We start from the raw sequence: 15,342 nt of genomic DNA on the forward strand, positions 1-15,342 counted from the left end.
TTAGCTAGTCGAGTTATTGTATAAATAATTTTGTCTCACGCAAAGGCGCAGAGGCGCAGAGAGGAATAAAACGATCACTGTTTTACTTTTTGTTGTAGATGTCGTCACAGAGATGGCGATCGCTCTCTGCCTTGGGGTTATTCTGGAGATAGTCGCGGGCTGCGTTGCAGCCTAGTTGGAGTAGGTGATTAAGCTCAAAACTCCAAATAGCAATTTCGTTACTATAATTCTTATTAATCAGAGTGGCAATACTCTTACCATCTGGACTGAAACTAATATCTGTAATCCTTAGGCGATCGGGAAATGATGCTAGCAAGGAACCATCAATACTGGATAGTTTCACACTCTTGTCGCTAGCAGAAGAAATCATTTCACCATTAGGACTGAAACTAACTTTATTAACAGGTTCTTCTGTATTGAAAGGTTTTATTTGATTACCATCTAGACTCCAAACTCTAACAGTACGATCTTTACTACCAGAAGCAATCATTTTGCCATTGGGGCTAAAACTAACGCTGTTGACATTGTTCTCATGTTTATCAAATGATTCTATGATTTTGCCATTAGGTTGCCATATTTTTACTGTCTTATCATCACTAGCTGAAGCAATCAACTTACCATCTGGAGTAAAGCTAATGCTGTTTACATTATCTTTATGTTCTGTGAATGTCTTGAGCAACTTGCCATCATACTGCCAAAGTTTTACTGTGTTATCTTTACTTGCTGAAGCTATTATTTGATTTTTGGGACTAATGCTTAAACTGGTAATTTGATTTTTATGTCCCTGAATAGCAGTTAATAAATTTACATCTTCATCTATATTATTAGGGATTTTCCATAGCTTTACCATATCAATGGTACTAACAATTGCTATTGTATTTTCATTAATAAATTGTACCGATCCTACTAAATTACCTTGATTTTCAATAGTCTTTTTCAAAAACCATTTTTTTCTATAATTACCATCATTTTCCCATAACTGCACTTGATTTTCTTGGGTACGTAAAGCTAAATTTTTATTGTCAAAAGTTATAGGTAAATATAAGTTTTGGAATTCATCATATTTATCCTTCATTAAACGTTTAACGTTCCGATCGTTTAAAGCTGTAATACTTTGAATGAAATCTCCATTATTATCCCAAATTTCTACTGCGCCAGTATCAGTTTCAATGACTAAATTTTGCTCGTTATTACTGAAACTTATATTACGAATATTTGATTTATTATTTTTAATTTTAATACTTTTAATTAATGTGCTATCAGGTTTCCAAAGGTTGATAATATTCTTTTCTTCTTGGGTGACCAGAATCTGCAAGTCACTGCTATAAGCTATTACATTTTTATGTAATTTTGCTAGAAGATTTCCATTGCGATTCCAAAATGTTGTCTGTTTGTAACTCTGAGAAATAATTGTTTGTCCATCGTTTATGAAACTGATATTATTTTGAGCAACATCCGTATTTACTTTCATCAGTGTAGCGATGAAAGTGCCATCATTTCTCCATAATTCCCACTGCTTTTTCTGTTGATTTTGATTTTGATTTCTGCGAATAACCATTAGCTCTTGATCTGTGCTGACACTAGCATATGAAGAAGAATTTAAAAGTTCAATAGTTTTGATTACTTTACCATTTAATGTTAGGAATTTCAGACGCTTGGACTCTTCTATAACTAAAATCTTTTTCTGAGGGCTGAAACTCCATAATGTAACATCGCCATTGCTATTTATGGTAGTAATCAGAGTACCATCTATTTGCCAGATTTTGATAATGTTATTGTTAATAACCGTGGCAATGGTTTTACTATCTGGACTGAAAACTATCTGAGGACTACTGTCATCAAAAGAGCTATCGCTATTTAGGGTGGTGATTAAAGTACCATTTATTTTCCAAAGTTTGATAGTTTTCTTACTAACAGTGGCAATAGTTTTACTATCTGGACTGAAAATTATTTCATTCACTGTATCCTTATGACCTTTGAGTGTAGCAATATGCTTGCCATCACTTGCCGCCAGTTCCACACTATTATCATCTTTGACTAATCCAATAATTTTCTTATCATGGCTAATCGATAAATTATTTCCTTGGATAGTTTTGAGAAAAGTACCATCGCGTTGCCAAAGATATACTACGCTCTCTTCACTTGCCGTAGCTAACATTTGGCTATCAGTACTAAAACTAATTTTGGAATTATGTCCAGGCAGGGTTGTTTTAAGAGTGCCGTTTTGTTGCCATAATTGCACTTTATTTCCGTTGCTTACAGAAGCAATTAGCTGACCATTAGGGCTGAAACTTACATCAGTTATTGTGTCAGTAGATTGCCAATCTTTATTGAAATTACTTTTCTTTTCAAGGTTCCAGAGTTTCACTGTTCTATCTTCACTTCCAGAAGCTAGCATTTGAAGATCGGGACTGATACTGATGTTAGTTACATTATTTCCATGTCCTTTTAATTGAAAGTTTTCTACTACTTTTCCAGTGTTGATTTGATAAATTTGTATGTATATGGCGTTGTCAGTAAAATCAGCAAAAGCAATAGTTTTACCATCAAGGCTGAAAGTGGCAGCATCTCCATAGACACCATCAATATTATTAAGCAAAGAACCGTCTCGTCTCCAGAGTTTAGTTTGACTAAAATCACTGACTGAAACTATAGTCTGACTATTAGGACTAAAAGCGACTTTTTTAACTGAATCATCAGTATCCAAAGTTTTAATCAACTTGCCATCAATATTCCAAAATTTTACAGTTGTGTCTTCACTACCAGAGGCAATTAGCTGTCCATCTGGACTGAAAACTACACTATTAATACTGTCTTTATGCCCTTTTAAGGTTTTAGTTATCTTACCGTCCAGACTGGAAATTTTTATAGTTTTGTCTTTACTGCCAGAAATTAATTTTTGAGCATCTGGACTAAAGCTGATGCTGGTAATTTCCTCTTCATGTCCTGGGAAATTAGAAATTTCCTTACCATTGCGATCGCTAACCACCACCTTACCATCTACAGTGCCAGCAACTATCATTTGACCATCAGGACTGAAGCTAACAGTAGTAACTTTTTTATTATGTACTTGAAAGCTGGAAATTACTTTGCCATTACGCTGCCAAATTTTTACCATACCATCGTCACTTCCAGCAACCCCTATTTGACTATCTGCGCTAAAACTTACGCAGGTAACAGCAGTTTTATATCCTTCTATGCTGTTCCGTTCTCTGATTCCATAAGCTACATCCTGTAAGACTGTCTTCACCTGCATTTCGATCTCAGGTTTTACCCCAATTGACCACCATTTTTGTAATTGCTTCCCTGCTTTTACGCCTTCTAAGAGTGCTTCTAAATCTTTATTTGAGCTAAGTAAATTTGTTGATTTCTTAGTCATAGAATCTAACTGGGCATTGTTTTGAGCAATTAACACCACTGGTAAAAATATTGCCAATGCCCCAGTGATTACTCCTACTGATACTTTCCAAACTAATCCTCTACGTGCTTCTATAAGTTGCTTTTGGAGAACTTCATTCAGTTTGGCTTCAGTTAGTTTTCTTTGTTCTCTCTCTTTTTCTAATTCTTTAATTAATCTCTCTGATTGCTGCTGGCGAACAAATGGGACTAAATAATCATGTACCAGTTGATAACGCTCAGATGGAACTGCTGGGACTTTAAACACTAATCCAGACTTGACTAATATTTCTAAAACTAAATCTAATTTTTCTGATTTTACCTCTAACTCTAATCCTAAATCAGCACGAGTTTTGAGAGGGCGGGTATTATTTTCATCTGTGAGTAAGTACAAAACTAGTTTTGCTATCTGCTCATTCTCCGAACCACAGTCTTTAACGATTTCTTCTAAAAATCTTCCTACAAATTTTTCTTTGGGGCCGTATTCTTGATACTGTTCTAACTTGGTAATTCTTTCGGTTTGTAGTTGCGCTCCTACCACTTGTAACTCAATTGGTCGCACTTCACCTAAATCTCTAGCTAAGTCATGCACTAATTCATCAATTAGTGGAGTTTCAAAGACTAATTGTGTTTTTTCTGTTAAAGTCTGAATAATTGATTTAGCATCTTCTGGAGAAAAGTTATCTAAGTAGTAGAGAATATCTTTATCTAAAATATTGTTGTTAATGACTTCAAAATCAGCGAGGCGATTGTTACATTCCAAGAGATAATGCAAGTAATCTTCACGTAAAGATAAAATGACCTTTACATAAGGTGTATCTAGGCAATCACGTAAAAATTCATAGAATGGTCGTCTATGGCTTGGGTCTTTATAGACAAAGAAAAATTCTTCAAACTGGTCAAATATTAAAACTGTTAATAGGTCGTAATCATCATGTTTTTGTAGTTGGTTGATGATTGCTGTTGTGGAATCTAGCGTTGTTGGTTCGCCATTGGTGTTGATAGGTAGGGGATATAGTGTATCTGCAAGTGCCTCTGCTAAACGTTGGCTTAGTTCTCGGAGCCAGTCTGGATAAACTTGCTGTAACACAGGTAACACATCACGAGTCCCAATTGGTTTTTGTCTTAATGCGGGGATTAAACCTGCTTGGAGAATTGAACTTTTACCTACACCCGATTGACCGTGAATTACCGTAAGTTTATGATCAGGGCGACCCATACGGACAATCAGGCGATTAATATCTTGCTGTCTTCCAGAAGCAGCAATTTCTGACGCTACTGTTGCTTGATGTTCAACAAATGGTAAAGCTGGGTTATTAACTGCTTGTTGTGCTTGCAATCTCCCTGCACCAATAAAAGCACGAAAACCATACTGCTGTTCTAAAGAGCGTTGCTCTTGTTTAATATGAAATGCGGTGAGATATTCACCTTTATTAAAGTAGCTGTCGCGTAGCTCTGCCAAAATGCGAATATATAAATCGGGATCGTACTGTGCGTTAGTTTCTACTCTGGCAGTTTCTAAAGTTTGCAGTACTGCTTCTGGTTGATTGAGTGCAGATTGCGATCGCGCTAAGGCTAGCAAATACCAACCCCGATGGTATGATCTCTCCCAATCTAAATCTGCTTGCATTTCTGCCGCATTGGGGTGAGATTCATCTATTTGAACGCTATTTACTAGGGAAAGCGCTTGTTCAGCTGCTTGTTTAGCTTCATTCCAAGCAGATTTATGGATAGCGACTTCAGCAATAAAGCCATAAGCTCTAGCTAATTTAAATGTATCGGGATAAGTTTGATGTAATGCTAATGCTCTGTTTGCAACAGCTTCTAAATCTTCCCATTGCTGAAGTAATTGCAAGACTAATCCCAAAGCGTTAATAAATTTAGCTACTAAATCTTGGCGGTTAGCTTGCTCAAATGCTTGAATACACTGCTGAAGATAATCTTTGGTAAAACCACGAGCGTAATCTTGTTCGGGATGATGTAGTAGCGCATAGGTACCCCACCATAAACTTAGAGAGTAGAGTAAGCAACCCTGTCTCTCCAGGGTTTGGGGAGATAGGGAACATTGATTAAACAGTTCTAAACTGCGATCGTAATGTTGGCGAGACTGCTCCATTGAACTGGAGGTAGCTCGACCAAGCATAAATTCTAAACTGGCTTCTAGTTCAAAATTAAGGCTTAAACGCCGATTTTGTAATTCATGCCATGCTGACTCTAATTCTATTCGACGTGGGGAACCAACTTGCAGATTTAAGGCGTTACTGTCAAGATATCTCCCTGCACCAGCGTTCAATACTTTGGTAAAAACATCATCAGCTGTTTCTTCGATAAACTCTATTAAATTATGAGATGCGATCGCAAATTCAACTGTTGTCGCCCAACTTTGTAAATCTGGCGCTAACCGGATCAGCTTTTGCAGTACTTCATCTGTGATCCACAACACCAAGGGAAAATGAAAGTTCTTTCTAAACTCTTCTCGTACTTGGTTAGCGGTAGTCAAAACTTGCTCTAAGTTGTTAACCGCCTCTAAACCAGATACCATCAAAGCTTGGGGATGCTCCTCACCGAGGGAATCTTGGATAGCCTGGAAAAGTTTATTCACAGATTTATCCAATGTTATTTCCCGAATCGCCAATTCATTGGATGCTTGCAGGCGTTGTACTAAGCTTTTCCGCAGGCTAGCAGCATTACAAAGGGCTAAAATTAGAGAGAATTCTCCTTGAGAAGTAGATATTGCCCAATTCAATTCCTGTAAGGAACTTTCGTTATTCTCCAAACTCATCACTTTAACCCTGGTGCTTCTGCCAAAATTGGATTTAAATCAAACCAAAAACCATCGCGATCGCAATACTCATACACAAACCTACTGTGTACTAAACTGCGATAGCCTTCATCTCCATTTACCTGTTTATTTTTCGCTACTCGACGCAGCAATTCCCATTCATCATCTGAAATGGCCAAAATCATTTGATTGCAGCGATATCTAACTATACTTTCTAATATTTCTTGCTGTAATGGCAATCTTCTTTGCTTTTTAATCCAATCATAGAGAAATCGTAATAATTCACGAACATGACCGCCACTAACAAGGCAAAGCCGCTCAAAAGTCTCTGGCTTGTCAAAAATCTCGAGAATTAAGTCTAGGCGTTGTTCTCGTGCTACATCAGGGAAAGCTCTTGCTAACACCATTTGTTTAAGTAGGTACATTCCCTCTTCACAAATACTGCCATCACGTTGCTGTACTGGTACCATTGGTAGTACTTTGGGGTCTACCATAAATCGTTGAGTTAACCTTTCAATATCATTAGAAAACCTCAACGATAACGGAATTGTGTACACCACATGGCACTTTAGCTGACGTAACTGTTCAGCTCTATCTACAAATAAATATTCTGGTTGTGGTCTTCCCCAAGGTTTGAGAGCAGTATCTAATCGATCGAGATTATCAACGATTACTACTAATCCCCGTTTGCCATTTTGCTTCAGCTTATTAGCAGCAGTTTCTAGCAGTTCTTCATTAATGACATCTAAAATACCTTTTGTGCGTGGTGCTAAATATTCTCTTAACTTGCTACGAAGCTCAGGACTATTTTTAGCTTTAGCTGTAATTTTACCAATCCCGACATTAAACTCCGCAGACCATTCAAGTTCAACTTGCACCAGCTTGGCTGCACCTTCAAGTAACTTTCTTAGCCCTTTAGGTTCAGGAATTTTCAGTTGTTTTTCTAGACTATCGAGACTTTCACTGACTCGGCGGGCGATCGCGAGTAAAATATCTCCAATATCAACATCGCCCATTTCTAAGTCTTGGCTGGACTCAAAATAAACTACATGAAAGCCAGCTTCTTCTAATTCAGCTTTGAGTCTGAGTAATTCCGTAGACTTACCGCAGCCAATATGACCTGTAAATAATTCACAGGTAGGCTCATCAGGTGAAAAAAACGTGATGTTTTCTTTTAACTCCTCAATAATTCTGCCACCGCGCACCGAGGAGAAATCAATATAGTACTTGCGATCCTCAGCATTCTCCACAGCCAAGGTTTTGCTGGGGTTACACGCCTGATAAAACTTTTGCAAATCCAGTGCCATCAAATACCTCGTCACAAGGCTTTTCCCTTAGTTTATACATAAGCCTTGTGACATATTCCGAAATGTATATTAAGTAATTCTAATGGCAGTTAATAGGATACATAAGTAACATCCAAATTCAGAATTGCGATGGGCAAATGGCTAAACTCACACAGCCTTAAAACTCTAGTTTTCTCCAAAGCAAGTTTTATGATTGCAGACTGATGCAATCAAATGCGTCAAGCCATATTCAGTACTTTCCGTAATAGGGCTTGGTCTTCTAGCTTAACTTTTAACCGCCCATTTTCAATGTCGCGAATCCAGCTTTGGCTTTTACCTGTCAACTTAGCTAATTCTCGCTGCGACAGATTGAGGTTTTTTCGCGCTTGTAAAATTTGTTCTCCGAGTAAATCGCCTGTGGTTTTGGGCTGTCTTCTGGCTTTATTTAGTGTCCGTCTTGGCTTTTTATCTGAGTCTGAGTTGTGTTGCTCCCATTCAATTGGTAAGTTAAAAGATAAAATTCGCGCATTCATCAACAAATTCCACTTACCACGGGGGCCTGTATCTGTTAATCGGGTATCGCCACCACCATCATTTGTCCAAAATTCTAACGCGGCTTCTGGATCTTCGGGAATATCAGCTAATTTTGCCCATAGGGGTTGAATGTTTGGCGGATAGGTAACCGGATCGAATATCGGTTTTATTCCATAATGATTAAGTATTTCTAAATCGCTTTCAAATGTCCGCAACAAACGTTTGCGTTCTTCTCTTTGTCTGGCGGCTAAAGTGACTTTTGCTTCCCCATAAGCAACACGTAATAAGGTGGGAACAGTAATGCGTTGTTCTCTACCCATTTTGGTTTTAAACAGCAACCACAGCATGAGTCTAGCTGTACCTTCGTGTTGCTGCCAAATACTCATTACAGTAGTTAATAGTGTTTTAGGCAGAATACCATATTGATAAAATGCGGTGCGTTCCTTACAGGCTTGTTTATTTAAGAAATGCTGCGCCCATAGTCCAGCTTTAATTTTAAAAGTTAAGCCAATTAAGTATTTACAGCCAATATCATCTTCTTGAAAGTGGTGTTCGATGTCAACTAGACGCCACAAGCGAGTACCAGCAATTGAGAATCCATTTATTCTACCTTGTGGCGGCCAGTCAATAGAAACAATCAAGGAACAAGCTTGCAGAACGATGTTTTTCATTAATGCGAGTTTGACGTTTTTAGTCAAATCTTTGCGTTTTTCTAATCCTAAGTATTTCTCTAGCTGACGTTCATCAATGGCGAATTCTTGCTCCCAAGGTTGCTCTAAAGCGGTAGCATGAGCCGCAAAAATTAAATGAACGCAAGCTGCTCTAATATCTAAAGCTTCAATAGCCTCAATATCTGTAGTGCGATTATTAGTATTACATGGGTCTTGGATATAAAATGCGATCGCGCCTTTACCTTGATTCACTTGGCGACTATAAGATAAATGGCCAGCTTCATCAATTTCCCAATTTAAAGAAGTGCGTTGTGCTAGAACATTACAAGCTTCCCAAATCACAATCGCTGACGCAAAAGCATTGTTTTTACCATTAGAAAATAAATCTGGGCTGGTAGCATCTCGCGGTTCTACTTTACATCTACCCTTTTTCGCTTGCCAAGGAATTGGTGATTTTGTGGGACATGCAACTACACATTGCGGTTCAGAATAATAACCTTCACAATTATTACAAAGACAAGGATCGATCCAATATTCGTTGTTTTCGATTTTAATTGCACCCGTCGGACATTGGGGACGGCAATTATCACATCCAACGCAACTGTTGTTAGGAATTGTATATGGCATAATGCACTTCTAACTATACTCGTTGAGATGTTTGGCTTAAGTCTCCCCTGGATGTTTACTTTGTATTTATTACATCCACGACTCACTACCAGTTGATTTTGCTAACAAGAAAGATTATTCTTGCTAGGTAATCTGTCCATATTCATTCTCAGATATTGCATCCACTGGTAAACTACTTCAGGCTGATCGCCAGAGCCTTATCATTTACTTCTTTATTAACTATAGATTTCATAATCATATTGAGAAGTTTGTTCACAATGAGCCTGGGGAGCTTTCTTAAGGATTTTATTCGCAAAGATTCAAAGAGTATTTTGTTAAGACCTTAAAACCTTACCCTAAGTGTTTTTGGCGAACACTAACGCTTATATTTAATAGTATTCAACTTGTTTATTAATACTTTTAATATTTTACATTAATTCATATTCTGCCATAAGTATTACAGTTTTGCAATTAAGCGAAGTTAGCGTTAAAATTTGCTGTATTGTGCAGAAATAACATTTGCTTTTTTGTTGTTTGTATCAACAATCAACTATAAATTATCCCGGCAATAATTTGCATCCTAACTATTAGCTTAACAAAAGCGATCGCTATTAAGAAAACTTCATCTGTATATCTCAATACCTTGCCAAAGGCTATATATAGCAAGCAAAAAAATCTGATTTTGACAAGGGCATCAATTGTATCAAACTAGATTTTTATACTCATCGCTATTCATATAATTGATGTTTAATGATAGAAGTTGCTGTTGATATTTTTAAAATTAACAATGCCCTATCATCGCAGAAAAAGCGGCAAGAGATGTTAAGCAAGCATGACTTAGATCGATATTATTTTTGATTATTGCTAAAAGCTTTCAATTAACATAGTCAATACAGAAATCAATTACCATTTTGCAAAAGTCAGAAAATTTTGATGATAGCGAAATCCGGCTTTGATGACACAACCAAACTATTAAGATTAGGTTAGGATAATGATTAAGGCACCAACATATTTTTAGGCAAATTGCCGAGGATTTATCATGGCACAACTAACAGGATTAACCTTTGGAGGTAAAACTTGGACTCCAAAATTTGCTCAAGCAATTGATAAAGATAAATGTATCGGCTGTGGCAGATGCATGAAAGTATGCGGGTACAATGTCTTAGATCTAAAAGCTCTCAACGAAGAAGGCGAATTTGTTGAGGATGAAGATGATGAAGAAATTGAACGCAAAGTAATGGTTGTAGCTACACCAGAAAACTGCATTGGTTGTGAAGCTTGTTCGAGAATTTGTCCGAAGAATTGCTACTCACACGCTCCATTAAACAACTAAAATGGTTTGCAATTAGTCATTATTTTCACTAGTTCAAGGAGGTACTATTACCAATTCAAAATTCAAAATTCAAAATTCAAAATTAAGAAATTCAGACTGTATGTGAGTTTCTAGCTTTGAATGTGTTTCTGAGTTTTAGAGAATTGGTATAAAAGGCAAGGTAATTTGAGGGGATTATAAAAAGGCAGATGGCAGTGGTTCGGCTACGCTCACCAAACAGGCAGAAGGAAAGAAAGTGTGGAAAGTAAGCTTTGTAACCTTGTGCAACTGTGTAGTTATTTATGCTGGCTATGTTGCTTTAGTGTTTACTCGATGTTGGTAAAAAGTTCGTAGTAAACAAATGCGTAAATCTTAAAGTGTTATCTATTAACAAATCCATACTTGCTCGTCAAATAGCTAAATTCATATTAAAGCTAAAAGTACTCTCCTGAACTAGGTTTTCGTCAAAGTGGCAGGATACTTTGTCATCAAAATAAAGATATTAAATAAAATATTTTGGGGGGAAAGATATGAAAAGATCTGGAAAATTCCTCCCAATTTTTATAAGTGTAAGTTAGAAAAAGAGAAAGAAAACAAAACGCTGCCCTGTAGATGAAGGGAAGAGGGATGAGGAAGGTAGGGGGGCAGGGGGACAAGGGGGACAAGGAGGACAAGGAGGACAAGGAGGACAATTGTAGAGACGCGATTCATCGCGTCTTTGCCCGAAGCCCGAAGCCCGATGCCCAATGCCCAATGCCCAATGCCCAATACCCAATTCCCTTTGACGGCGTTTTACAGAGCAGGTGGTATGTATGGAACAAATTCCCGTTTCACTATGGACTTTGGTTGCTGGGATATTAGTTTCCGCAATCAGCATTTGGATTGGTCAGCATCACAGTCTGTTACCTGTACAGGCGTCGTTACAAGCGCCGATGGTAGACGGGTTTTTTAATGTGATGTTTACGATCGCGATCGCTCTTTTCTTGGTAGTGGAAGGAACGATTGTGATTTTCTTGTTTAAGTACCGTCGCCGTCGGGGAGATAATACCGATGGTGTTCCCGTTGAAGGTAATGTTCCTCTAGAAATTTTCTGGACTGCTATCCCCACATTGATTGTCGTATGTTTGGGCATCTACAGCGTAGATGTTTTCAACCGCATGGGCGGCTTAGAACCAGCCGGTCATCCTCATGGCGGAACTCATGCGGCGCACATGAGCGGTAGTGCTATAGCGGCTACTTTGGATGAACCAGGAACAGTTCAAGCTGCGCCAAAAATTGGCATCGGCGCAACATCTAAAACCCAAGACAAAGCACCGGATTTAGTTGTTGATGTCCAAGGGATGCAGTACGCTTGGATTTTTAACTATCCCGATAGTGGCATTACTGCTGGGGAATTACACGTTCCTGTTGGTGCTGATGTGCAACTCAATTTGTCAGCACAGGATGTAATTCACTCGTTCTGGGTACCAAATTTCCGCATCAAGCAAGACGCTATTCCTGGTATCGCTACTCAATTGCGGTTTGTCGCCACAAAGCCTGGTACATATCCTGTAGTTTGCGCTGAACTGTGCGGTGGTTATCACGGTTCGATGCGATCTGAGGTAATTGTGCATACTCCAGAAGAGTATCAAAGCTGGTTAGCAGAAAACCAAATTGCCCAAAAGCAAGATTTGCATCAAGCGATCGCAATTAACCCAGCTGACTTATCAACATCCGAGTTTCTTGCACCCCATGTAAAAGATTTGGGCGTGAATGCAGCAACTCTAGAGTCAATGGTCAAGAGTCATTAGTCATTAGTCATTGGTCATTAGTCATTGGTCATTAGTCATTGGTCATTAGTCATTGGTTATTGGAATCAAGGACATAGGACAAATGACAAAGGACAAACCACAAATGACAAAGGACAATGACAAACCACAAATGACAAACCACAAATGACAAATGACAAAGCGCAAAGTCTGAGCGCCGGCGTCCGGCGATCAGAACTTTGTAAGAAGGACAAAGGACAAATACATGACAAAAGTAGAATTTCCGCGAAATACGCCACCAGATAAAAATAAAGGACAAAATCCGGTGGTTGGTCACGCTGCACATCCCACAGCTTGGAGATGGCAGGATTATTTTACCTTTAATGTGGATCACAAGGTCATTGGGATTCAATACCTGGTGACAGCGTTTGTGTTCTATATTATTGGCGGTTTGATGGCAATGGCGATTCGGGTTGAATTGTCAACACCGGAAGCTGATTTCATCGACCCCAATCTTTACAACGCTTTCATGACAAACCACGGGACAATTATGATTTTCCTGTGGATTGTTCCCAGTGCCATTGGGGGATTTGGGAACTTCTTAGTACCGCTCATGGTTGGTGCTAGGGATATGGCTTTCCCCAAATTGAATGCGATCGCCTTTTGGTTAAACCCACCAGCAGGTTTGTTATTACTTGCTAGTTTTATCTTTGGCGGTTCTCAATCTGGTTGGACAGCTTACCCACCTTTAAGTTTAGTCACAGCACCCATCGCTCAAAGTATGTGGGTTTTGGCGATCGTGTTGGTAGGGACTTCCTCAATTTTGGGTTCCCTGAACTTTGTCATCACCATTTTGATGATGAAAGTTCCCAGCATGAAATGGGATCAATTACCTTTGTTTTGCTGGGCAATTTTAGCAACTTCCGTACTAGCACTTGTCTCTACACCCGTGTTAGCAGCCGGTTTGGTGCTGTTATTGTTTGACCTTAACTTTGGTACTTCCTTCTTTAAACCAGATGCAGGCGGTAATGTTGTCCTTTATCAACATTTGTTCTGGTTCTATTCTCACCCGGCAGTATATTTAATGATTCTGCCCATCTTCGGCATTATGTCCGAAGTAATTCCCGTTCACGCACGTAAACCAATTTTTGGCTATAAAGCGATCGCTTATTCCAGCTTGGCTATTTGCGTTGTCGGGTTATTTGTTTGGGTTCACCACATGTTTACCAGTGGTACACCCGGCTGGATGCGGATGTTCTTCACCATCTCCACCTTACTTGTTGCCGTGCCCACAGGCGTGAAGATTTTCGGCTGGGTAGCTACATTATGGGGTGGTAAGATTCGCTTTACCAGTGCCATGCTATTTGCGATCGGCTTGTTATCCATGTTTGTCATGGGCGGCTTAAGCGGCGTGACAATGGGTACTGCTCCCTTTGACGTACATGTCCACGATACATATTATGTAGTGGCACATTTCCACTATGTACTATTTGGCGGTTCTGTATTTGGGATTTACGCCGGTATTTACCACTGGTTCCCCAAAATGACTGGTCGGATGTTAAATGAAACTTGGGGAAGAATTCACTTTGCCCTGACTTTCATCGGTACAAACCTTACCTTCTTACCCATGCACGAACTAGGTTTGCAAGGTATGCCACGTCGCGTGGCAATGTACGATCCCCAGTTTATTAATCTTAACCAGATTTGTACCTTTGGTTCAATCATCCTGGGGCTTTCAGTTATTCCCTTTGCTTACAACGTGATTCAAAGCTGGCTCAAAGGGCCTTTAGCAGGTGATAATCCTTGGCAAGGCTTGACCTTAGAATGGACAACCGCTTCCCCACCAGCAATTGAAAACTGGGAAGAATTGCCCGTTGTTACTCACGGCCCTTACGACTACGGTCATGATCATGTGCCGGTAGGTACGCCAGAAGTTAGCGCGTAGAAATTAGGGGCTAGGGGTTAGAAAAAAGAGATTTCTATGAATGGCTAGCTTGAAAGAGTGGACTCCTACTGAGTAAAAATACTATTTCCTAGACTTTACCCTGAATCAATTTCAAATCTCTGGCTGCGTTGCTATCCCGCCTGGGAATCAATTCCCAGGCTAATAGCTAAAGTCTACTGAAGTAGACTAAGCAACATATTTCAGTCCACTTGAGTGGACTTAGACTATTAGCCCGGAACTTCAGTTCTGGGCGGGATGACACCACAGCACGATACTTCCTCCTAGCCCCTTCATCAGCAATTCATGACCACTAATTAAACAATATGACCATAGCGACAACAACCAGCGAACAGCACCAAGAACATCACCCAGATTTACGAGTCTGGGGATTGTTAACCTTTCTCGTTTCCGAATCCCTGATGTTTGGGGGATTTTTTGCCACTTACTTGTACTTGAGAGGTGGTACAGAAGTTTGGCCTCCCGAAGGAACAGAGGTAGAGTTATTTCTGCCGACAATTAACACCATTATTCTGGTGTCTAGTAGTTTCGTGATTCACTTTGGCGATAAGGCAATTAAAAAGAATAACGTCAAAGCCATGCGGTTTTGGTACATCCTCACCGCAATTATGGGTGCGGTATTCTTGGGCGGTCAGGTGTATGAATATGCCACACTAGGCTATGGCTTGACTACCAACGTTTTCGCCAACTGCTTTTACTTGATGACAGGATTCCACGGTTTGCACGTGTTTGTGGGACTGTTATTAATTTTAGGTGTGTTTTGGCGATCGCTCCGCCCAGGCCATTATTCTGCTACCAAACACACAGGCATTGAAATGGCAGAAATTTACTGGCACTTTGTAGACATCATCTGGATTATTCTCTTTACCCTAGTGTACATTCTCACTTTGTTTTAAATTAGGGGCATGGGGCATGGGATGAGGAGGGGACAAGGGAAATAGGACAAGGGAGACAAGGAGGACAAGGAGGACAAGGAGGACAAGGAGGACAAGGAGGACAAGGAAGACAAGGAATTTTAGATTTTAAAATTCAAAACTTGTACCG

At 39.3% G+C, this 15,342-nt stretch carries 8 protein-coding genes; 5 read left to right on the top strand and 3 right to left on the bottom strand.

From position 1 onward, the window contains the following. Window positions 1-82: 82 nt before the first annotated feature. The 3 genes from H6G08_RS18785 to H6G08_RS18795 all read right to left on the bottom strand — a co-directional run bounded on the left by H6G08_RS18785 (window position 83) and on the right by H6G08_RS18795 (window position 9,296). The gene (locus H6G08_RS18785; RefSeq protein ID WP_190545645.1) at window positions 83-6,178 is read right to left on the bottom strand and encodes a WD40 domain-containing protein; all 6,096 of its coding nucleotides are present in this window, start codon (window positions 6,176-6,178) and stop codon (window positions 83-85) included. Continuing rightward, the gene (locus tag H6G08_RS18790; protein ID WP_190545713.1) at window positions 6,178-7,485 is read right to left on the bottom strand and encodes a P-loop NTPase fold protein; all 1,308 of its coding nucleotides are present in this window, start codon (window positions 7,483-7,485) and stop codon (window positions 6,178-6,180) included. The genes H6G08_RS18785 and H6G08_RS18790 overlap by 1 nt, the downstream gene beginning before the upstream one ends. 218 nt (window positions 7,486-7,703) lie before the next feature. Next, window positions 7,704-9,296, bottom strand: coding sequence for a helix-turn-helix domain-containing protein (locus H6G08_RS18795; RefSeq protein WP_190545646.1), 1,593 nt, complete (start codon window positions 9,294-9,296; stop codon window positions 7,704-7,706). A 1,018-nt stretch (window positions 9,297-10,314) separates the two neighbouring features. Here H6G08_RS18795 and fdxB point away from each other — a divergent pair. The 5 genes from fdxB to H6G08_RS18815 all read left to right on the top strand — a co-directional run bounded on the left by fdxB (window position 10,315) and on the right by H6G08_RS18815 (window position 15,194). Further along, on the top strand, window positions 10,315-10,608 hold the full coding sequence (gene fdxB / locus H6G08_RS18800; protein ID WP_190545648.1) for a ferredoxin III, nif-specific: 294 nt from the start codon (window positions 10,315-10,317) through the stop codon (window positions 10,606-10,608). A gap of 739 nt (window positions 10,609-11,347) precedes the next feature. After that, window positions 11,348-11,539 (top strand): hypothetical protein, encoded by a 192-nt coding sequence (locus H6G08_RS37565; protein WP_242046200.1) that lies wholly within the window; start codon window positions 11,348-11,350, stop codon window positions 11,537-11,539. After that, complete coding sequence (locus H6G08_RS18805; RefSeq protein WP_242046201.1) at window positions 11,520-12,377, top strand: cytochrome c oxidase subunit II; 858 nt, start codon at window positions 11,520-11,522, stop codon at window positions 12,375-12,377. Before H6G08_RS37565 ends, H6G08_RS18805 begins: the two co-directional genes overlap by 20 nt. 223 nt (window positions 12,378-12,600) lie before the next feature. After that, the gene (gene ctaD / locus H6G08_RS18810) at window positions 12,601-14,280 is read left to right on the top strand and encodes a cytochrome c oxidase subunit I (RefSeq protein WP_190545652.1); all 1,680 of its coding nucleotides are present in this window, start codon (window positions 12,601-12,603) and stop codon (window positions 14,278-14,280) included. A 323-nt stretch (window positions 14,281-14,603) separates the two neighbouring features. After that, window positions 14,604-15,194: a cytochrome c oxidase subunit 3 gene (locus H6G08_RS18815; protein WP_190545654.1), complete on the top strand. Its 591-nt coding sequence runs from the start codon at window positions 14,604-14,606 to the stop codon at window positions 15,192-15,194. The last annotated feature ends 148 nt before the right edge of the window (window positions 15,195-15,342 follow it).

This window comes from Calothrix anomala FACHB-343, assembly GCF_014696435.1.
GTDB classification, from domain to species: Bacteria; Cyanobacteriota; Cyanobacteriia; order Cyanobacteriales; family Nostocaceae; genus Aulosira; species Aulosira anomala_A.